Genomic DNA, 19,729 nt, shown 5'->3' on the forward strand with positions numbered 1-19,729 from the left:
CCCTTGCTCCCCCCTAAAACAGATCGAGTTGGGCTCCCGCACCAGCGGCCTTGCGCCGTACTGGCGCGGTGGGTTCCGCCAGTTCGGGCGTTACTTCCTCGATGAGGCTCGGGTCATCAACCGCAGCCGAGTTCACCCGGGTCGAGACCGGCCGATAGCTCAGCACATTGTCGGGCAGCGGCAGCGCCAATTGCCGGGCTTCCTCGGCCCGCACATCGCGCACATCCAGCCAGCGCTCCATCGCTTCGCCATCGAGAATGGCGGGCATGCGATCATGGATCACCGAGAGCTGGTTGTTGGTGGGCACGGTGATGGTCGCGACGCTGTCGATCTCCTCGCCTTCGGGGCCCACCCAGGTGGCGTAAAGCCCGGCCAGCGCCATCGGGCGGCCATCGGCATAGGTGATGTAATAGGGCTGCTTTTTCTTGTCGGGCCCGGTGTGCCATTCATAATAACCGCTGGCCGGAATGATGCAGCGGCCATGCTTGAGCGCATCGCGAAAAGCCGGCTTTTCGGCCATGGTCTCGACCCGGGCATTGACCAGCAGCGGGAACTCGCGCGGATCCTTGACCCAGCGCGGCACGAGGCCCCAGCGGGCAAAATGCGCCTCGCGCCGCCCTGCTTCTTCCCAGATCGCCACGACCGGCTGGGTGGGCGCAATGTTGAAGCGCGGCACCATCTCCATCCGGTTGAGCAGGCGAAACAGTTCCGCCATCTGCTCGGGCGGCAGCGTTGCCGCATAGCGACCACACATATTTGCTTCTCCCTGATGCTCGCCCCAAAATAGGGGGTGCAGTGTTGAATCGCAAATGGAGCCGAGATGACGGACCTTCCAAACGCCGCCAGCGTGGCGTTGGTACGCAACGGCAAGGTGCTGTTGATCAAGCGCGCCTTTCCCCCCTATCAGCATTTGTGGACGTTCCCGGGAGGCCGTCTCGAGCCCGGCGAAACCATCGAGCAATGCGTCATCCGGGAGGTCAAGGAGGAGCTGGGGCTGGCCGTGCGCAATCCGCAGCCCGTGCTGGTCCAGCAGCTGGGCGGCGGTGGCACCTACCAGTTGGCCGTGTTCGTTTCCTCCGATTTCAGCGGCACCATCATGCCCGCCAGTGAAATCGCCGATCACAAATGGGTCGATCCCGCAGCGCTGCCCGCCTTTCGCACGACGAGCCGGCTCGACGACGTGATCCGGCAATGCCTCGCCGTTCTGTCCGGGTAATGCTAAGAGCGCCCTGCATCAGGAGAACAGGATCCAAGTGAAGCTGCGTTTCGCCCCCATTGCGGCGGCCCTTTGTTTGACCGTCGTCACGCCGGCGCTGGCGATCGACCCGCCCTATCAGCCCCGCATGGAGCGGCTCGCCGAGATCATGGGGAGCCTTTATTTCCTCCAGCCCCTCTGCCAGGCAGGCACCGAGGATTGGCGCGCAGAGATGGCCGAGTTGATCGAACTCGACGAGCCCGACGATGATCAGCGCCAGCGCCTCGCCGGGGCGTTCAACACCGGCTACACCGCCTATGCGCGCTTTCACCGCGCCTGCACGCCCAGCGCCCGCGAAGCACTCACGCGCCTGCTGACCGAAGCGGAGAAAACGGCCCGCGAGATCCACACCCGCTACGCTGAATAGGCCTGCCGCCCCGCATTAACGAAACTTGCGCAGGTTGCGTTAACCGTTCACTCATTTGTGGTGCGCCAGCCCTGTTCATCCATGTTAACCCGCTCGGCATGGCGACCAGAAAATCTCTCTTCATCACCGCGACCGAAATCGAGCTCCCCAGCAGCGAGCAGAGTGAGCGTCAGCTTGCGCTTGAATACCTGGCTGAAGCCTGGAACGGCGCGGAGGACGATGGCGTCGAATGCGCGTCCCTGGCCCATGCTTCGCTTTTTGCTGCACTCGCCACTCTGGTGAAACTGCACGGCGATGATGCGGCTGCCGAAATGGTGGCGCTGCTGCCCGACCGCATCCGCGCGGGCGAATACAATCTGGACCGCACGCTGCAATAAATTGCTCTGAACCAGGCCGTCGTGCTGCCCACGTCATAGGCGGGCGGTTGACCTTCGCCGCGTTCTTGAAAATGCTAGCGCTTCGCGCCATGTCCGAAAGCCCCGCAGCAGTCGCTGCGGGCGGACAGTCTGGGGAAGCAAGACGATCATGACCACCTATCTGCGCGCCGACCGAGCAGTGTTCCGGTTTTCGGGCGTTGACGCCCACAAGCTGCTCAACGATGTCGTCACGGGCCATATCCCCGCGCAGGGCGATGGCACGGGCGAAGCCGGAGTGGCCTGGGCGCTGCTCTCCCCTCAAGGCAAGATCCTCGCCGAAGGTCTGGCCGGTTACGCAGGCGACGCGATCTGGCTCGATGTGCACCAGTCCGTGGCCGATGATTTCTTCAAGCGCATGAAGATGTATCGCCTCCGTGCCCAGGTGGTGATCGATGATCTCCGGGAAACCCACCGCGTCGGCTTTGCCACCGAGCAGGACCCCGCCGCGATCAGCCATCTCGATCGGCTGGGGCCCGTCAGGCTTGGTTGGCGCCAGATCGCGCCGCTGGAGGCGATCAACGGCTGGGTTGCGGATGACACGGCTTATCACGAGCAGCGCATTGCTGCTGGCATCCTGCACCAGGGCAATGACTTTCCCGCCAACGACGCCTTTGCCCATGATATCGGGCTCGACCTGCTCGAGGGCATTGATTTTGCCAAGGGCTGCTATGTCGGCCAGGAAGTGGTCAGCCGCATGAAGCATCGGGGCACGGCACGCCGTCGACCCGTGATCGTTGATGGTGTGGACGCACCCTCCGGCAGCGCCGTGCTGGCGGGCGAACGCGAAGCGGGGCGGCTGGGCCAAGTGGTAAACGGCCAGGCGGTTGCCATCCTGCGGCTCGACCGGATCAGCGATCCCTCCGCCGCGACCGTCGAGGGCAAGCCTGTCCGCCTTTCCCTACCGCCTTACGCAAGCTATGCGTTTGGCGAATCAACGCCCGATGAGTAGCGTTCGGCCACCACTCTTTTAGCTTTGGGGAATCATGGCGCGCGGCAAAGACCGAGCCTGGCAACGGATGTTGTCGGGCCGACGGCTCGATATTCTCGACCCCTCCCCGCTCGATGTCGAGCTTTCCGATATCGCGCATGGCCTCGCCCGCGTCGCCCGCTGGAACGGGCAAACCCTGGGCGACTACGCCTTTTCGGTCGCGCAGCATTCGGTGCTCGTGCTCGAATTGTTTCGCGCCCACAACCCCGAGGCCGACAACACCGCCCAGCTGCAGGCGCTGCTGCATGACGCCCCTGAATATGTGATGGGCGACATCATCTCGCCCTTCAAGGCGGCGATGGGCGGCAACTACAAAACGGTGGAAGACCGGCTGCTGGGCGCGATCTATCTGCGGTTTTCGCTCCCTGCTACCGCAGGTGCAGCCTTGGGAAAACTTATCAAGAAAGCCGATCGCGAGGCCGCTTATTTCGAAGCCGTGCATCTGGCCGGCTTTTCGGCTGTTGAAGCCCAACGTTTTTTCGGCGCACCGAGCTTGCCTACCTTTGACGTTGATCAGTTCGACCGGCTGATCCGGCCCTGGCCGACCCGCGAAGCGCAGGATCGCTTCATCGCTGCGTGCGAGGCGATCCTGCCCTCCGTCTAGAGGCCCAGTCGTTAACCCTAATATTGTTTGAACTTTGCTGCGGCTGCGGCAAAAAGGTTACTGCTTTGTTAACAAGCAGCATCAAACCGCCTCAATTCGGGACGCAGCCATGAACCTACCCACGCGCCATATGCTAGTCGGAATGTGTCTGGGCGCCGTTTGCGCCACCGCCTTGGCGGCGATTGGACCTGGCATAGTCGTTGATGCAATCGCCGGGGAACGCGGAGTTGGCATCGATACGGCCAGCCTCGTGCGCTTTGATGATCGCGAGTATCAGGTGCAATATGAGGAAGGGGTGGACACCAACCCGCTCCAAACCGTCCGGGTCAAGAAGATCGAGGCGGGCCGGGTGAGTTGGGTGGATATCGCCGTCACCGCGACTGGCACCTACTCCACTGACGCGCTGGTTTCAGAGCACATCCAGTATCCGGGCATTAGCGTCTCGCCGGTTGGGCAGCCCGGTCCGGGCAACCGCTTCTCGTTCTGGGACGGCCAGAGCTGGACCTCTTTCACTCCGACCGCTGGCATGTCGATGATCTTTGCCAATGCAGCAACCGCGGTGCGGATCGGCAGAGATTTTACCTGCGTATATAGCAAAAGCTATCGCGTCTGCTGATCGGTTCTAGCCGAACAGCCAGCCGCGCTTGAACTTGTAGAACACGTGCAGCCCAACCTGCGTCAACTTTTGCATGCGGGGTGCCCAAGCGGGGCGCACATAGGTGGCGTGATAGTGGGTGGAGTCGGCAACCTCGGTCAGGTACAATTCGCCGTCCACAAAGCGCGCCGCAATGTCTTCCGCCTGCGCCCATGACTTCTTGTCCGAAATCCGCTCAGGGATGCCATCGCAGGCAAAGGAGAACTGACAGGCATTGCGCTTGTGCTGGTTTTGGAACACGACGCCACAGATCGTGCTGGGATAGCGGTGATCCTTGACGCGGTTGAGCACGACCTGAGCAACAGCGACCTGACCGCGATAGCTTTCGCCCCGCGCCTCGAAATAGATTGCCGTGGCCAGGCACCACAACTCCTTGTCGGAAACCTCGACCGCCTTGCCAGTGTCAAAGGCACCAAGAACCGGCGCATTCGCGCGGGCATAGGCGAGTTGCTCGGAGGCAACCGCCGGCATGGGCTGGCCCAAAGTCCCAGCAGTGCTGGTCGGGGCAATCCCGGCGATGGCGTCAAGGGCGGAGGAGCCGATTTCGGGATTAATGGAAGCCACCGACATGCGCGGACCCGGATCGGTCTCGGCCGGCGCTTCGATGGCTGCATCGGCGATTTGGCTTTGGCCCAAGGCTTCGGGCTGGCCGGGGGCGACACGCAGCGCCGCGAGCCGGGTGCGCACTTCCTCGAAGCTACGAGAAATTGCCAGTGCATCCTGCTTCGGACGAAGCCGATCGGTCTTTTCCGCTCGGTTGGGACCGGTAAAGCTAGCGCTCTCGAACAGGTGATCGAACGATTGTGGCGTTTGCACCGTTGTTGTACCGCCAAGACTGCCCTGGACGACAACAGGCGGTGCCGCTAACTCGCCGCTCGCATCTGCGGGACTGAAGGCGACGCTGGTGAGCCCCGCATAACTCAGTACGCCCACGAGTCCGAACGCCATAAGCTTGGCATGGGGACGGTGGCGACGAGCCGACTTGGTCGCGTGCACAGGCACGACGGACCGATTTGATAGGGCCATCTCAGCTACTCAACAAAACGCAACATAACTACTGATCGGCAAAAGTGACGCTAAGAGGCCGACAGTGAAATGATGTCTTATTAGGGTTAGCGTGGAGTAAACGCCCAATCAGGCAGTGACGTGGATGAAGAATGGCGAGAACCGGGCAAGAGGCCTTCGGGCTGATTTGTCGCAGTACTTAGCTGCAACCATCCCTCACAGCCTGCGCCTCGTCTACGAAGCTATCCACCCGAAACCGGACCGAAAGAGAACGCGAGTTCACCGGCGTGACCCGCGCCGTGATATTGGTCGCGCCCGCGAGGCTATCGACAAAGGCGGCGGCTTCCGCCTGATCCCCGATGATGATGGCGGTATTGGTCGGGTCCACCGGCAAGGTACGACTGCGGTCGGTTTGCAGATCATATTGCAGGGTCAGGCCGGCATCATTGCCCAAGGCCGATAGCGTATTGCCCGCAAAGCCAAACCAGATGCTCAACTGCCCCGCCTCACAGCGCACGGCAAGGGTTGCAGGACCGCGGCCGCTGGGGCGAGCCGGGATCAGCTGGGTGGATTCCAGCACGGCTTCCAGCGCTGCAGTGGGAGCAGTACCGGGTCTGAACAAGGCATCATAGCAGGCCAGACGCTCAACCCCATTTTGGATGCTGGCGCATTGCGCGCCATCTGACTGCCCGAACGCTGGCGCTGAAACAAAAAGAAGCGGGATGAGCGCCAGCATTGGCAGTTTGTTCACGAGCAAAATGTCCCTTCCGCCATCGGTGGCCCTGCGCTCCAACATAGGCACTCCGAGCCCGAATTTTAAGACGCTGCCTGTGCCAAGGTCAGTCGCGCCACCGGCACCCGATAGGGCGAGCAGGAGACATAATCGATCCCGAGCCCCGCAAAGTACCGCAAGGATGCTGGATCGCCCGCATGTTCGCCGCAGATGCCGATCTTGAGCGAGGGATTGGCAGCGCGCCCGCGGGCAATGGCGATGGAAATCATCTCGCCCACCCCCTTTTCGTCGATGGTGACAAAGGGATCACGCTCATAAATGCCTTTGCGCTGGTAGACGGTCAGGAAAGTGGGCGCGTCGTCGCGTGAAATGCCAAAGGTCGTTTGCGTCAGATCATTGGTGCCAAAGGATATGAAGTCCACGAGATGGGCGATATCGCCGGCCCGCAGGCAAGCCCGGGGCAGCTCGATCATGGTGCCAAAGGAAAACCGCACCCGGTCGGAGCGCAAGAGCCCGGAATTGGCCGCAATGGCATTCACCCGGTCCCGCACAAAGGCCACTTCGGTCGCGGTAGAGACAAAGGGCACCATGACCTCGATCACCACCGGCTCGTCCTGTCTTTCGCTAGCCTGACGCGCGCCGGCCATCAGCGCCTGAGTCTGCATCTGCAGCAGTTCGGGATAAGTGATGGCGAGGCGTACGCCGCGATGGCCCAGCATCGGGTTGATCTCGGCGATACGATCCAGCTGCAGCCGCAACGCCCTGACAGCCAGGCCAAGCGAAGCCGCCGTGTCCTCGATTTCTTCCTCCGTCCGCGGCAGGAATTCGTGCAGCGGCGGATCAAACAGGCGCACCGTCACCGGCAGCCCGCGCATGGTGGAAAACAGCGCCTCGTAGTCCCCGGTCTGGTAACCGATCAGCCCGTTCACCGCTCGATTGCGATCGTCGCCGTCCTCGGACAGGATCACGCGGCGCAGCGCCAGCATGCGCTCGGGCGAAAAGAACATGTGCTCGGAACGCGCCAGCCCAATACCCTCGGCACCAAAGCTGAGCGCCGTGCGGGCGGATTCCACCGTTTCCACATTGGTACGCACCGCAATGGTGCGGCTGCGATCGGACCAACCCAGCAGCGTGCCGATCGCGCCCCCGATATGGGGCTGGCTCAGCGGCAACATTCCGGCATAGACCTGCCCATCGGTGCCATCGATGGTCACCCGGTCGCCAGTGCGATAATCGCGCTCGCCGATGCGGCACACCATTTCTGTCGCGTTTACCGACATGGTCCGCACGCCCGCCACACAGGGCTTGCCGGTGATGCGGGCGATCACGCCGGCATGGCTCGACATGCCGCCACGAGCGGTGAGAATGCCGGTCGCGGCCTTCAGGCCTTCGATATCTGCGGGGCCGGTTTCGTTGACCACAAGAATGCAATGCTTGCCCCGAGCGCGCAGGCGCGCTGCGTCTTCGGCGTTAAAGACGATGGGACCGCTGGCCGCTCCCGGTGACACGCCGAGGCCGGTGGCAATGGGAATGGCGGCAGCAGATGCCTTGAGGCGCGGATGCAGCAACTGCGCCAGGCGGGCAGGCTCCACCCGTGACACGGCGTTCTGCGGTGACCAGACGCCGCGGCTCACCCGGTCCACCGCCGCTTCAAGCTCGGCCGCGGGGCTGGCCTGGACTGGCCGTGCGGACAAGAATTGTGCCTCGTTCCCGCTCACCGCGACCGAACAGCACATATGCCGCCCCGCCTTGGCATCGAGCAGGGTCACAAGGGCGGTTATGCTGTCCGGCAACGCTGGCAGCATATTGCCGTCGGTGGGAGCTGGCCCGAGCGCCCCGGTTGCCGCGTTGCGGGTAAGAAAGGACACGATGTCCCCGCCTGCCGAGCTTTGCACCAGAACGATCTGGCGCGCGCGTTCGTCATCCGGGCGCGCTTCACCCCAACCCGGCCGCGCAAAGCCATAGCTGTCGAACGCGTTCTTGATCGCACGTCCGAGGGGCCGGTTGGGATCAACGGCATCGGCCGCGCTCAGGGGGGGCGCAATGCCAGTTTTGGCAGGGAGCAGGCCCGCATTATGGGACGCCGCTGAAGTGCGCACCGCCAGATAGGGCGTTTGCCCATCATCGCCGACCAGCTTGAACAGGCACGCGATCCAGTGGGTGCGCAGTTTGGCGTCCCGGCGCGTGCGCTCGGCCTGCAGGGCCTCCCATGCCGCCCGGGTGATGCAGATCGTGGGAATGGTGGGAAAACCGGCATCGCTGACGCGGAAAATCCAGCGGGCCTTGCCCGAAAGCAATTTGAGCTGCGAGGCCGATAGGTTCGCCTTGCCCACCGCAGGGGCAATCGCAAAAATTTCCTGGGCCAAACTCACCTTGCTATCCCTGCCATGCCGCGCGGCGCATAATGCCTATGAGCTAGCCTGCCTGCAACAAGGCTTGACTTGGCCGGCTCGCGAAAGCATCTGATCTGGGATGGAAAAGCGGCCACAACTAGACATCCTGCTGTGCGCCCCTCGCGGTTTTTGCGCGGGGGTCGACCGAGCCATTCAGATCGTCGAACTCGCCCTGCAGAAATATGGCGCGCCCGTTTATGTGCGCCACGCCATTGTTCACAACAAATATGTGGTGGATGGGCTGCGCGAAAAAGGCGCGGTTTTCGTGGAAGAACTGAGCGAGATTCCGCCGGGCGATGCGCCAGTGGTGTTCTCGGCCCATGGTGTGCCCAAGAGCGTTCCGGCCGATGCGCGTAGCCGCAACATGATGTTTCTGGATGCGACTTGCCCGCTGGTGTCCAAGGTGCATGTGGAAGCACAGCGCCATTTCGAGGAAGGTCACGAAATCGTGCTGATCGGGCACCATGGCCATCCCGAGGTCGTGGGCACGATGGGGCAGTTGCCCCCCGGCGCCATTACGCTCGTGGAAGATGTGGCCGGTGCCATGGCCATTACACCCCGCGATCCGGCAGCACTCGCTTATGTGACGCAAACCACGCTTTCCGTGGATGACACCAGCGAGATCGTGGCGGCCCTGCAGTCGCGCTTCCCACTAATCCATGGCCCGCACAAGGAAGACATCTGCTACGCCACGACAAACCGGCAGCAGGCTGTCAAGGCGGTAGCTCCGCTGGTCGACGCCATGGTCGTGGTTGGCTCGCCCAACTCCTCCAACTCGCTTCGCCTCGTCGAGGTAGCCGAACGGGCCGGGTGTCGCGTCGCCATGCTGGTGGACCGCGCCAGCGAAATCGACTGGAGCCGCCTCCAAGGCATTCGCACCCTGGGTGTTTCGGCTGGCGCCTCGGCGCCTGAAAAGCTCGTTGATGAAGTCATCGAAGCCTTTGCGCAGCGTTACGACATCAAGGTCGAGGCGAAGGTCACGGCGGTCGAGAACATTGCCTTCAACGTGCCGCGGCAGCTGCGCCCCGTCGAGGTCACCGTCGCCCCATGAGTGAAGCCGTTGTGATCCATACGGACGGGGCCTGCTCGGGCAATCCCGGTCCGGGCGGCTGGGGCGCCATTCTCCAATATGGCGACAAGCGCAAGGAATTGTGCGGCGGGGAACCGCTGACGACCAACAACAAGATGGAGCTGACCGCCGCCATCGAGGCGCTTAACGCGCTTACCCGACCCTGCACGGTCGAACTGCATACCGACAGCCAGTACGTCAAAAACGGCGTGCAAAGCTGGATGAAGGGCTGGAAGCGCAACGGCTGGAAGACCGCCGACAAGAAGCCGGTAAAAAACCTCGAGCTCTGGCAGGCACTGGACGAAGCCACCAAGCGTCACACCATCTCCTGGCATTGGGTCAAGGGCCACGCCGGACACGATCTTAACGAGCGCGCCGACCAGCTCGCCAATGAAGGCATGGCACCCTACAAGACCAAGCGGGCTGCATTTACGCCACCGGTTTAGCGGCGCGCTTGGGCAGCATCCGCTTGATCACACCCCAGAGCGGGGAGACCACATAGCCCGCCACCGGAATCAGCAGCGTGCCCAGCAGCAGGCCGAAGAAAAAGTCCACAAAGGCGGTCGCCAACCATCCGGCAATGCTCGCAAACGAGCTGAAGGTGTGCTCGGCCCAGTGAGCGGCCCCTTCAATGATGTGTTCAGGCAGGTCCCAACCGAACTCGTAAAGGCCATGCGCGACAATGCTGCCGCCGACCCAGGTCATGGCGGCAGTGCCCACAAGGCTCAGCACGCGCATAAAGCCTGGCATGCCGGTCACCAGCCCGCGGCCGAAGGCGCGTCCGGCACCCGTGCGGCCCTTTTTGGCCAGCAGCAACCCAAAATCATCGGCTTTGACGATCAGCGCAACCGCACCGTAAACCAAGGCCGTGATGCCGATGCCGACCAAGGCCAGCACCATCGCTTGAGTGATGACGTTCTCGACCGGAATATTGGCCAGCGCGATGGTCATGATCTCGGCGGAAAGAATGAAATCGGTCTTGATGGCGCCAGCGACCTTCTGGTCCTCAAGGGTCTGGGCGGTGATCGCCGCCGGCACCAGTGCGGCCTCATGCGCCTCGGCTTGATGCGGCAGGAGCGCATGGAAAACCTTTTCGGCTCCCTCGTAGCAAAGATACGCCCCACCGATCATCAGCAAGGGCGTGATCACCCAGGGTGCGAAAAATGAGAGCAGCAGTGCCGCGGGCAACAGGAAGACCAGCTTGTTCTTGACCGAACCCAGCGCGATCTTGCCGATAATGGGAACTTCGCGATCAGCGGTAAAACCGTGCACATAGTTAGGTGTGACAGCGGCATCGTCGATCACCGCCCCAGCGGCTTTGGCGCCTGCTTTGGCGGCTTGCCCCGCGACGTCATCGAGCGACGCCGCGGCAACTTTCACCAGGCCCGCGACGTCGTCGAGCAACGCCAATAGTCCAACGCTCATATCTTCATTCCTGCCGCAGCTTAGATGTGGCAGGGGAAACGAGCGGGGCTACCCCCGGGGTTCCATCCGCAGCTAGCCCGAAATCTTGGAGAAATCGGCCACCAGATGCATGGTCTGGCGCAGGCGCCCCAAAAGGTTGAGCCGATTGATGCGCGTGGCCGGATCGGGATCGTTGACCAGCACCGCTTCAAAGAACGCATCCACCGGGGCGCGCAGGGCCGCCAGATCGCCCATGGCGCCGGTAAAATCATCCTCTGCCACTCGGGCCGCCACTGCCGGCTGCACCGTCGTCACGGCCGCAGCCAGCGCGGTTTCCTCGGGCAACTGCAACAGTTCGGGCTTGACCTCGCCATCATAGGTCAAGGAGAACTTCTTTTCCTCGGCGGCAAGGATATTGGCGGCGCGGCGATAGCCGGCCAGCAGATTGGTCCCGTCGGGCGAGGACAGCAGCGACGACAGCGCTTCGGCACGCTGGGTGATCTGCAGCATGTCATTGCTTTCGGGAGAGAGCACCGCATCGATCAGATCGTGACGGGCGCCTGCATCGCGCAGCGACACCTTGAGCCGGTCATGGAAGAAGGCCAGCAGGTCCGGCTCCACCAACAGCGGAAAGCGTAGGTTGTTTTCAGTGATGATCCGGATCACGCCCAAGGCGGCACGGCGCAGCGCAAAAGGATCACGCGAGCCGGTGGGCTTTTCGTTGATGCGCCAGAATTCGGTCAGCAGATCGAGTTTGTCGGCCAGCGCCACGGCGATCGCGACTGGATCATTGGGGACCTCGTCGGTAGGACCAAGCGGCTTGTAGTGCTGTTCGATGGCATTGGCGATGTCAGCAGGCTCGCCCTGCGCCAGGGCGTAATAGCGCCCCATCAATCCCTGCAGTTCAGGAAACTCACCGACCATGCCGGTGGTGAGGTCAGCCTTGGCCAGCATGGCGGCGCGCTTGGCGCGTTCGGGATCGGCCCCCACCTGCGGCGCGATCTCGCCTGCCATTTTCACCAGGCGCTCGACGCGAGCAAACTGGGTTCCGAGCTTGGCGTGGAACACGGTGTCTTCGAGCTTGGGCAGACCGTGCTCGAGCGGAGTTGCCAGATCCCCTTCGTAGAAGAACTTGGCGTCGGACAGGCGAGCGCGAATGACGCGCTCATTGCCGGCGATGATCGCGGCGCCACCGTCGATCGCGACCGTATTGGCGGTGATGATGAAATAGGGGGCCAGGCGCCCTGCCCCGTCGCGCAGGCAGAAGCATTTCTGGTTGGCGCGGATGGTGGCGATGATCACCTCTTCGGGCAATTCCAGGAACGCGGGATCGAACGCGCCCATCATCACCACGGGCCATTCCACCAGCCCCGCGACTTCCTCGAGCAGGCCTTCGTCGCCAATCACCGACAAGCCGCGCGCAAAGGCGAGGTGTTCGGCATCGCTGCGGATGATGTCCTTGCGGCGGTCGAGGTCGAGCACGACCTTGGCGCGCTCGAGCCCCATCAGATAGTCTTCAAAGCGCCGGACCCGGATGGCGCCAGGTGCAAGGAACCGGTGGCCATAAGTGGTCTGACCCGACCCAACCCCTGCAGCCTCGAAGGGGATGATGATTGGCTCGTCATTCTCGGTGCCAAAGGTCGCGGTGATGGCGCGCAGAGGGCGCACCCAGCTGGTGCTGCCCGAGCCCCAGCGCATCGACTTGGCCCAGGGAAAATCGGCGATCACGCGCGGCAGCAGGCCCGACAGAATCGTTGCGGCCTCGGCGCCGGGCTTGTGGATATGGGCCACGTAGAACTCGCCCTTCTTCGGATCGCTTTCAACCTTGGCCTGCTCGATCGAGCTCAACCCGGCCGAGCGCAAAAAGCCATCGATTGCCGGCTGGGGCGCGCCAACCTTGGGGCCCTTCTTGTCTTCATGCGTGTCGGGCGAGCGCGGCGGAATGCCCGAAACCGTCAGCGCCAACCGGCGCGGCGTCACAAACGCCTTGGCGCCTTCGTAAATGAGACCCGCATCCACCAGCGCTGTGGTCACCGCCTTGCGCAAGTCTTCGGCAGCGCGGCGCTGAAGACGGGCAGGGATTTCCTCGGAAAACAGTTCGAGCAGCAGATCGGGCATGGTTTAAACCGGGCGTTCGAGCGTGTGGGGTGTGCCTAGCAAGGGGACGAAGCCTTGTCCATTGCAGCGGCGTGCGGGGTCTGGCGCCTCAGGCGCCACCGCCCGCGGTGTGCAGCCAGGCTTCGCCACAGGCCTTGGCCAGTTCGCGAATGCGCAGAATATAGCTCTGCCGCTCAGTCACCGAGATAACGCCACGAGCGTCGAGCAGGTTGAAGTTGTGCGAAGCCTTGATCACCTGCTCATAGGCCGGCACGGCCATGGTGTGGCGGTCGCCCTCGCGGCCGGCCTCCAGAATAGCCCGGCATTCCTTTTCCGCATCGGCGAAATGACGGAACAGGATCTCGGTATCGGCCGCCTCGAAATTGTACTTGGATTGCTCCTGCTCGTTCTGCAGGAACACATCGCCATAGGTGACCTTGGAGTTGCCGCCGCCACCATTGAAGTTGAGGTCGTAAACGTTCTCGACCCCCTGCACATACATGGCGAGGCGCTCGAGCCCATAGGTGATTTCACCCGGCACCGGCGAGCACTCAAAGCCCGCCACCTGCTGGAAATAGGTGAACTGGCTGACTTCCATGCCATCGCACCAGCATTCCCAGCCCAGGCCCCAGGCGCCCAGCGTCGGGCTTTCCCAGTCATCCTCGACAAAGCGGATGTCGTGCAGGGCGCTATCAAGACCGATCGCCGCCAGCGACTTGAGGTAAAGCTCCTGAATGTCGGGTGGCGACGGCTTCAGGATAACCTGGAACTGATAATAGTGCTGCAGGCGGTTGGGATTTTCGCCATAGCGCCCGTCCTTGGGCCGGCGGGAAGGCTGCACATAAGCGGCGTTCCAGGGCTTGGGGCCCAGCGCGCGCAAGGTGGTCGCGGTATGGAAGGTGCCGGCGCCCATCTGCATGTCATAGGGCTGCAAAATCACGCAGCCCTGCTCGGCCCAGAAATTCTGAAGCGTCAGGATCATGCCCTGGAACGAGTTCTTGGGGTCCATATGGGCGGGGCGGTCAGTCATGGGCGTGGTCCCTTTGTGCGGGTCCATCCTCTATTGAGGCTGCCGGGAGCGGTCAACGGCGATTGTTCTCGTCGCCGGATCCGCCCGGCCGGTAGGTGCCGTCCGCGTCGCGCTTGAGATCGATCACACCCGGCTTGGCGCGCTCGGCCTGGTCGCGCTCGCGGCGCAGGCGCCGGGCTTCCTCATCCTGGCTCTTGAACTGGCCCTGCCAGTCGCGCCAGATCTTGCGAACACCCAGATAGATGGCCGCAGCGATGACGAGATAGACGGCGAGGCGAAGCAGAACTGCGGTCATTGGCTATAGTCCCAGCCGGGACCACAAGGCGCGGTCCTCCAGCGTAGCGGTCATGGCGGCGGGCAGTTCAGCGGCAAAGCTGAGGCGTGGCACGCCAAACCAGGACCGCTTGGGCGCAATGAACTTGAGCACGACATCGGCGCCGTACCGGGTGCGCAGCGTTGCATGCAGGTCGCCAATCGCATCCACCAGCCCCAGTTCAACGCCGCGAAGCCCGGGCCACCATTCGCCCGTGAACAGCACATCGTCGGGGGCGCGTAGCCGGTCGCCCCGCCGCGCTTTCACATGCTCGATAAACACCGAATGGATATCGAGCTCCACCGCCTTGATGCGCTCAACATCGCCCGGATTTTCCGGCAAGAAGGGGTCCAGCGTGGATTTGTTGCGGCCTGCCGTGTGCACCCGCCGCTCGATGCCGAGCTTTTCCAGTGCGCCCACAAACCCGAAGCCGGCCATGATCACGCCGATAGAGCCCACGATCGAAGAGGGATCAGCGATGATTTCGTCACCCGCCACGGCAATGAAATAGCCCCCGGACGCCGCCGCATCCTCCACGAAGACGAGAACCGGCTTGCCATGCTCGTCGGCCAGGTCGCGAATGCGCTTGGAGATCAGGCGCGATTGCACCGGCGAGCCGCCGGGAGAATTGACCACGATGGCGATGGCTGGCGCTGACTTGATGGCGAAGGCGCGCTGCAGCAAGGGCTCCACCGAAGCAATGCTCAGCCGCCCTTGGCGCTGTTCAGCGGCGATCACGCCGTGAAGCCGAACCACGGGGATAACCGTCTTGTTGCCGCCCAGGCGACGCCAGATCCGGCCCATCCAGGCGGGGGTTTGAACAGCCATCAGGTTCCTTTCACGCTCGCCGCCCCATTTAGGGTGCATCTAGGGGGATTACCAGACAAGCCGCGCCTCGCCGCGGAAGATTGCTTCAAACTCGGGCCGGAACGCCCGGCCATCTGCCTCATGGAGCGCCCGCGCGCCAAGCAGCGTCAACGGCGCCCGCGATCCCTTGATGCCGCGCAGCAGCACTCGGGTGGCAGGACCATCGGGCCGCGGGCAGAGCGGCAGGATGGTCAGCGCCCCGAACCGTCGGCCAAACGCGGCTAGCAAGGCTTGCAGCCCCTGCGCGGGATAGATGAAAATGGCCTCGCCCCCGCCCGCCGCAGCACCCGCGGCTGATTTGACCCAGAGCTCCAGTTGTTCATTTTGCATGTGCCGGGCTCCCGCCCGACCCTGTACGCGCGCCAGCGTGCCCCGGGCAGCATCGAAAAACGGCGGATTGGCGATAACCGTCTCGTAAGCATTCTCCTCGATTCCCGCCCCCTGACGCGCACTGCCCGGGCCGGCCACATCGGCATGCGCATAGCTCACCCGGTCGGCAAAGCCGTTCGCGGCCGCATTATCCTGTGCGAGCGTCAGCATGGCTTCGTCCCGCTCGGCAAGCGTGGCGCGCAGGCCCGGAGCATGCGCGAGGGCCACGAGTGCCGCGGTCCCCACGCCACTGCCCAGATCCAGTAGTGTTTGCGCGCTAGGGGGTACCGAAGCCCCTAAAAGCACGCTGTCGAGCCCCGCCCGGAAGCCCCGGGCCGGTTGGCGCACAGTGATGCGGCCGCCCAGAAAGGCGTCTGACGTCGTGGTTTGCTGTTGGACAAAGTCGCTGGTCTGGTCTAGGGACATCGCACCCAATTGGCCGGTTTTTACGCGAGCTTAAGTGGCAAGCGCATCAGGCTCAACCAGATTTGCCAGTAGGGGCAAACGAGGACCGTACCGCGTGTCTGTTGTTACGCAATCCAAACCGGCATTCAGTGCCAATGCAGTTGATCGGCTGATCGATGCTACTGCCGCTGACATGGCCAAGGTCAATGCGCTGATCCTGGCGCGGGCAGATTCGCATGTCGAGATGGTGCCCGAGCTGGCCCGCTACCTCATCGAAAGCGGTGGCAAGCGCCTGCGCCCGATGCTCACGGTGGCTGCCGCGGCCCTGTTTGGTAAGGGCACCGGCTCGGCCATCAACTTCGCCGCCGCCGTCGAGTTCATGCACAACGCCACGCTGCTGCATGACGATGTGGTCGATGAAAGCGATATGCGCCGCGGCAAGCCCGCTGCCCGCATAGTCTGGGGTAATAAGGCCTCGATCCTTGTTGGCGATTTCCTGCTTGGTCAGGCCTTCATGATGATGGTCGAGACCGGCGACATTGCCGCTCTGGGCGTGCTGTCGGCGGCTTCCGCGGCCATGGCCGAAGGCGAAGTGTTCCAGCTCGCCAAGACCGGGGACCTCACCACCACCCCCCAGGACTACGCCGAAGTGATCCGCGCCAAAACCGCGGTGCTGTTCCAGGCCGCCTGCGAAGTGGGCGCTATGTCGGGCGGCGCCGATGCGCAGGGTCGCAAGGCTCTGGCGCGCTACGGCCTTGAGCTGGGCACCGCGTTCCAGCTCGTTGACGATGTGCTCGATTATCGCGGCGAGACCGATACGCTGGGCAAGAACAGCGGCGATGACCTGCGCGAGGGCAAGATGACGCTGCCCGTTATTCTGGCGCTGGCCGATGCCAGCGAGGCCGAGCGCGCAGTGATCACCGGCGCGCTGGGCGATGCCGAGGCGAGCGACGATCAGGTGCGCAGCGTTGTTGCCATCATGGAGCGGCACGATACCCTTGGGCGCACCATAAGGCAGGCCCATGCCCATGCAGGTGCCGCCCGCGACGCGCTCAACGCCGCTCCCGCTGGCGCGATGAACGCGCTCTTGGCCGATGTGGTCGAATTCAGCGTGATGCGCCTGTTCTAGGGCCCGAGTACCGGCGCCGCGGCAATCCAATGGTCTGGCGTCGCCCGACGCAGTTCATGGGCCGCCTGATGCGCCTGCGCCCCCGAGCCGAACAGCCCGAACACCGTTGCCCCCGATCCCGACATCCGCGCCAGCATGCAGCCTGGCGCCGCTGCAAGCCGAGCAATGATGCGGCCGATCTCGGGCACCAGTTCCACTGCCGGCGCCTGCAGGTCATTGCGGGTTTCCGCCAGCCAGATGCCCAGTTGCGCGGGCCGGGTCATCGGCTCGGGCAAGGCTGGCATTGCCGGATTGTCCTTTTTGAGCAGGCGCCGGAACACTTCGGGCGTCGAGACCGGCACCAGCGGATTGACCAGCACCAGATAGCATTCGGGGAAGGCTGGCAGCGGCGAAAGGATCTCCCCTACCCCGCGCGCCACCAGAGGGGCGGATACGAGGCAGGCGGGAACATCCGCGCCCAGCCTTGCCCCCAGCTCAGCCAGTTCCGGGACAGGGATCGGCGTGGCCGACAGATCGGCGAGCAGGCGCAGCGCCGCTGCCGCATCGGCGGAGCCCCCGCCAATGCCCGCGGCCACCGGCAAGTTCTTGCGCAGCCGCATGGCGAGGCCCCGCGGCACGGCCTCAGGCCAGCGGGCGCGAAAGGCGGCCACGGCACGCGACACCAGATTGGTATCGCCCCCGCTCAGGCCACGCGCAAAAGGGCCAATGATCGCAAGACTGTCGCTGGCCGCTGGCGCCGCTTCCAGTTCGTCGGCCAAGTCGGCGAACACCACCAAGCTTTGCAGGTCGTGGTAGCCATCGTCACGCCGACGGGTGACATGCAGCGCCAGATTGACCTTGGCTGGCGCCGACTGCGTCCAATACTGCCCCATGCCCCGAACTACTGGGCGGCCGTTTGTTCGTCCAGACCATTGGCCAGCTTGGGCTGCACACGCTCCCTGACGACGCCGATATCGTCCACGGAGGCCGCCACATTCCACTGGAACTTGGCCTCGAGCCGCCGCCCCGCGCGCCAATAAGCGTCGCCCAGATGGTCATTGATCTCGGGGTCGTTGGGCTGCAACTGCACGGCCTGTTCGAGGGTCTTGACCGCTTCTTCCATGCGGCCAAGCTTGTAGAAGGCCCAGCCCAGCGAATCGACGATATAGCCATCCTGGGGCATGGCAGCGACGGCCTTTTCGATCATGGCTAGCGCCTCTACGAGGTGCATGTCCTTGTCGATCCAGCTATAGCCCAGATAGTTGAGCACCTGCGGCTGGTCGGGGCGCAGTTCAAGCGCCTTGAGGAAATCGCGCTCGGCCTCGGGCCACTGCTTGTTGCGCTCATAGGAGATGCCGCGCACATAATAGAAGCGCCAATCCGATGCATTCTCGCCGCCGGTGAGGTCCAGCGCGGTGGAATAGGCCTCGATGGATTTGGCATATTGCTCGTCGGTACGCAGGATGTCCCCATAAACCGACACCGCATCGAGGTCATCGGGCTGGGTCGCCACGATATTGCCCAGCCGGCGCAGCGCCTCGGGACGATCACCCATATTGTCGAGGTTCTGGGCGACCCGAACCACCGCGGTTGGCTTCATCGCCGAATTGGCCGGAACGCTTTCATAGATGCGGTTGGCCGCGTCATGCTGGTCGGCCGCATCAAGCACTTGGCCGAGGGCCAGCGCCACCACATCGGCAGACGGATCAAGATAAAGCGCTAGGCGCAGGAACATTACCGAGACGTCCATGCTGCTGTCGCGCGCGAGCGCCACGCCGATGCCGTGGAACATTTCGGCCGCGCCGACCTGCACATTGGCGGCAAAGATCCCAGGGCGTTGCCCGGCATCGACCGCTTCCTTGACGATGGTTACAACGGGATGGCTCAGCCCCGCATCCTGGAACTTGGCGATGGCGGCCTTGGCCTGGTCGAACTCGCCGGCATTGGCGAGCACGCGAGCATAAACCTCGACGATCCGGGCTACACCGGGCTCGGCATCGAAGGCTTGTCCCGCATAGCGAATGGCGCGCTGGTTGTCCCCGGCCGCTTCCGCCATCAGAGCGCGATGAAACACAAGGAAATCCTCAAGCCCACCCTGCCCCAGGCCATCGAGCAGCTTGTCGGCTTCCTTGACCCGATTGTCGCCAATCATCGCCCAGGCCCGCAAAATTCCCGCCGTGATGCCAACAAAACTGTCCTGGCCCACCGAGGCCAGCATGCGGTCGGCAGCGCCGTAGCGGCGCTCCTTGAGCGCTTCGGTCGCCAGCACCAGTTCGGCAAGCTGGTTGCCGGGGTCGAGCTCAAGCAGGTGCCGCGCCGTGGAGGCCGCTTCCCCGATCTGCCCATCGGCGGCAAGGCCAATAAAGGCGCGTTCCACCATGACCGGGTTGTCCCAGTCGGCCTTGGCTGCATCGCTGAAATAGCGTGCGGCTTCCTCGGTGCGCAGATCCTTGAGCGCCCCTTGCCCGGCCAGATAGGAGCCGGTCACGCTGGGGCGGAACAGCGACAGCATGTCGAGCGTGGACGTGGGGGCCGTTTGGGCCGCCAGGGGAACCACGAGGCCGGTCAGCATCAGGGCAACAAAGGCGGGTCGCGCCAGACGATTGGATAGCATTGACACGAGGCTTGGATCTCCCTTGGCCGAACCGACC

Annotated in this window: 21 protein-coding genes; 9 read left to right on the plus strand and 12 right to left on the minus strand. The window is 63.5% G+C overall.

Going from position 1 to position 19,729, the window contains the following annotated elements; genetic code table 11:
- Window positions 1–13: 13 nt before the first annotated feature.
- Entirely contained in the window at window positions 14–754 is a 741-nt protein-coding gene (locus AC3YOG_RS00130) for an SOS response-associated peptidase (protein ID WP_489933615.1), read from the minus strand.
- Between the two features lie 66 nt (window positions 755–820).
- Here AC3YOG_RS00130 and AC3YOG_RS00135 point away from each other — a divergent pair, with 66 nt between their 5' ends.
- The 6 genes from AC3YOG_RS00135 (at window position 821) to AC3YOG_RS00160 (ending at window position 4,246) form a co-directional block, all read left to right on the plus strand.
- Window positions 821–1,216, plus strand: a complete 396-nt coding sequence (locus AC3YOG_RS00135; protein ID WP_489933616.1) for an NUDIX hydrolase — start codon at window positions 821–823, stop codon at window positions 1,214–1,216.
- A 37-nt stretch (window positions 1,217–1,253) separates the two neighbouring features.
- A complete protein-coding gene (locus AC3YOG_RS00140) occupies window positions 1,254–1,622 on the plus strand; it encodes a TIGR02301 family protein (RefSeq protein WP_489933617.1) in 369 nt (122 codons plus the stop codon).
- A gap of 98 nt (window positions 1,623–1,720) precedes the next feature.
- Entirely contained in the window at window positions 1,721–1,999 is a 279-nt protein-coding gene (locus tag AC3YOG_RS00145) for a hypothetical protein (protein ID WP_489933618.1), read from the plus strand.
- Window positions 2,000–2,147: 148 nt separating this feature from the next.
- A complete protein-coding gene (gene ygfZ / locus AC3YOG_RS00150; RefSeq protein ID WP_489933619.1) occupies window positions 2,148–2,987 on the plus strand; it encodes a CAF17-like 4Fe-4S cluster assembly/insertion protein YgfZ in 840 nt (279 codons plus the stop codon).
- 34 nt (window positions 2,988–3,021) lie between these two features.
- The gene (locus tag AC3YOG_RS00155; RefSeq protein ID WP_489933620.1) at window positions 3,022–3,630 is read left to right on the plus strand and encodes an HD domain-containing protein; all 609 of its coding nucleotides are present in this window, start codon (window positions 3,022–3,024) and stop codon (window positions 3,628–3,630) included.
- A gap of 109 nt (window positions 3,631–3,739) precedes the next feature.
- Window positions 3,740–4,246, plus strand: coding sequence for a hypothetical protein (locus tag AC3YOG_RS00160; RefSeq protein WP_489933621.1), 507 nt, complete (start codon window positions 3,740–3,742; stop codon window positions 4,244–4,246).
- A 6-nt stretch (window positions 4,247–4,252) separates the two neighbouring features.
- On the opposite strand, the gene AC3YOG_RS00165 is transcribed toward AC3YOG_RS00160, so the two are convergent.
- The 3 genes from AC3YOG_RS00165 to AC3YOG_RS00175 all read right to left on the minus strand — a co-directional run bounded on the left by AC3YOG_RS00165 (window position 4,253) and on the right by AC3YOG_RS00175 (window position 8,395).
- Window positions 4,253–5,311, minus strand: coding sequence for a cell wall hydrolase (locus AC3YOG_RS00165; protein ID WP_489933622.1), 1,059 nt, complete (start codon window positions 5,309–5,311; stop codon window positions 4,253–4,255).
- Window positions 5,312–5,489: 178 nt separating this feature from the next.
- A complete protein-coding gene (locus AC3YOG_RS00170; protein WP_489933623.1) occupies window positions 5,490–6,041 on the minus strand; it encodes a hypothetical protein in 552 nt (183 codons plus the stop codon).
- Window positions 6,042–6,106: 65 nt separating this feature from the next.
- A complete protein-coding gene (locus AC3YOG_RS00175) occupies window positions 6,107–8,395 on the minus strand; it encodes a putative PEP-binding protein (protein ID WP_489933624.1) in 2,289 nt (762 codons plus the stop codon).
- Window positions 8,396–8,495: 100 nt separating this feature from the next.
- Here AC3YOG_RS00175 and ispH point away from each other — a divergent pair, with 100 nt between their 5' ends.
- Both ispH and rnhA read left to right on the plus strand, forming a co-directional pair.
- Window positions 8,496–9,467, plus strand: a complete 972-nt coding sequence (gene ispH / locus AC3YOG_RS00180) for a 4-hydroxy-3-methylbut-2-enyl diphosphate reductase (RefSeq protein WP_489933625.1) — start codon at window positions 8,496–8,498, stop codon at window positions 9,465–9,467.
- Complete coding sequence (rnhA, locus tag AC3YOG_RS00185; protein ID WP_489933626.1) at window positions 9,464–9,931, plus strand: ribonuclease HI; 468 nt, start codon at window positions 9,464–9,466, stop codon at window positions 9,929–9,931. Before ispH ends, rnhA begins: the two co-directional genes overlap by 4 nt.
- Here rnhA and AC3YOG_RS00190 read toward each other — a convergent pair.
- The 6 genes from AC3YOG_RS00190 to AC3YOG_RS00215 form a co-directional block, all read right to left on the minus strand.
- Window positions 9,915–10,910, minus strand: a complete 996-nt coding sequence (locus AC3YOG_RS00190; protein WP_489933627.1) for a DUF808 domain-containing protein — start codon at window positions 10,908–10,910, stop codon at window positions 9,915–9,917. The genes rnhA and AC3YOG_RS00190 overlap by 17 nt on opposite strands.
- A 72-nt stretch (window positions 10,911–10,982) precedes the next feature.
- Window positions 10,983–13,007 (minus strand): glycine--tRNA ligase subunit beta, encoded by a 2,025-nt coding sequence (gene glyS / locus AC3YOG_RS00195; protein WP_489933628.1) that lies wholly within the window; start codon window positions 13,005–13,007, stop codon window positions 10,983–10,985.
- Between the two features lie 88 nt (window positions 13,008–13,095).
- Window positions 13,096–14,016: a glycine--tRNA ligase subunit alpha gene (locus AC3YOG_RS00200; protein ID WP_127752213.1), complete on the minus strand. Its 921-nt coding sequence runs from the start codon at window positions 14,014–14,016 to the stop codon at window positions 13,096–13,098.
- A 52-nt stretch (window positions 14,017–14,068) separates the two neighbouring features.
- Window positions 14,069–14,311 (minus strand): hypothetical protein, encoded by a 243-nt coding sequence (locus AC3YOG_RS00205; protein WP_489933629.1) that lies wholly within the window; start codon window positions 14,309–14,311, stop codon window positions 14,069–14,071.
- Window positions 14,312–14,314: 3 nt separating this feature from the next.
- A complete protein-coding gene (locus tag AC3YOG_RS00210; protein WP_489933630.1) occupies window positions 14,315–15,157 on the minus strand; it encodes a S49 family peptidase in 843 nt (280 codons plus the stop codon).
- Window positions 15,158–15,205: 48 nt separating this feature from the next.
- Window positions 15,206–15,991: a tRNA1(Val) (adenine(37)-N6)-methyltransferase gene (locus AC3YOG_RS00215; protein WP_489933631.1), complete on the minus strand. Its 786-nt coding sequence runs from the start codon at window positions 15,989–15,991 to the stop codon at window positions 15,206–15,208.
- Window positions 15,992–16,085: 94 nt separating this feature from the next.
- Between AC3YOG_RS00215 and AC3YOG_RS00220 the strand changes: the two genes are divergently transcribed.
- Window positions 16,086–17,099: a polyprenyl synthetase family protein gene (locus tag AC3YOG_RS00220; RefSeq protein ID WP_489933632.1), complete on the plus strand. Its 1,014-nt coding sequence runs from the start codon at window positions 16,086–16,088 to the stop codon at window positions 17,097–17,099.
- On the opposite strand, the gene AC3YOG_RS00225 is transcribed toward AC3YOG_RS00220, so the two are convergent.
- Window positions 17,096–17,971 (minus strand): 4-(cytidine 5'-diphospho)-2-C-methyl-D-erythritol kinase, encoded by an 876-nt coding sequence (locus AC3YOG_RS00225; protein ID WP_489933633.1) that lies wholly within the window; start codon window positions 17,969–17,971, stop codon window positions 17,096–17,098. The two genes, AC3YOG_RS00220 and AC3YOG_RS00225, sit on opposite strands and share 4 nt — an antisense overlap.
- 8 nt (window positions 17,972–17,979) lie before the next feature.
- Window positions 17,980–19,692, minus strand: coding sequence for a tetratricopeptide repeat protein (locus AC3YOG_RS00230; protein WP_489934530.1), 1,713 nt, complete (start codon window positions 19,690–19,692; stop codon window positions 17,980–17,982).
- Window positions 19,693–19,729: the final 37 nt, after the last annotated feature.

The organism is Devosia sp. Z6_126, assembly GCF_058133495.1.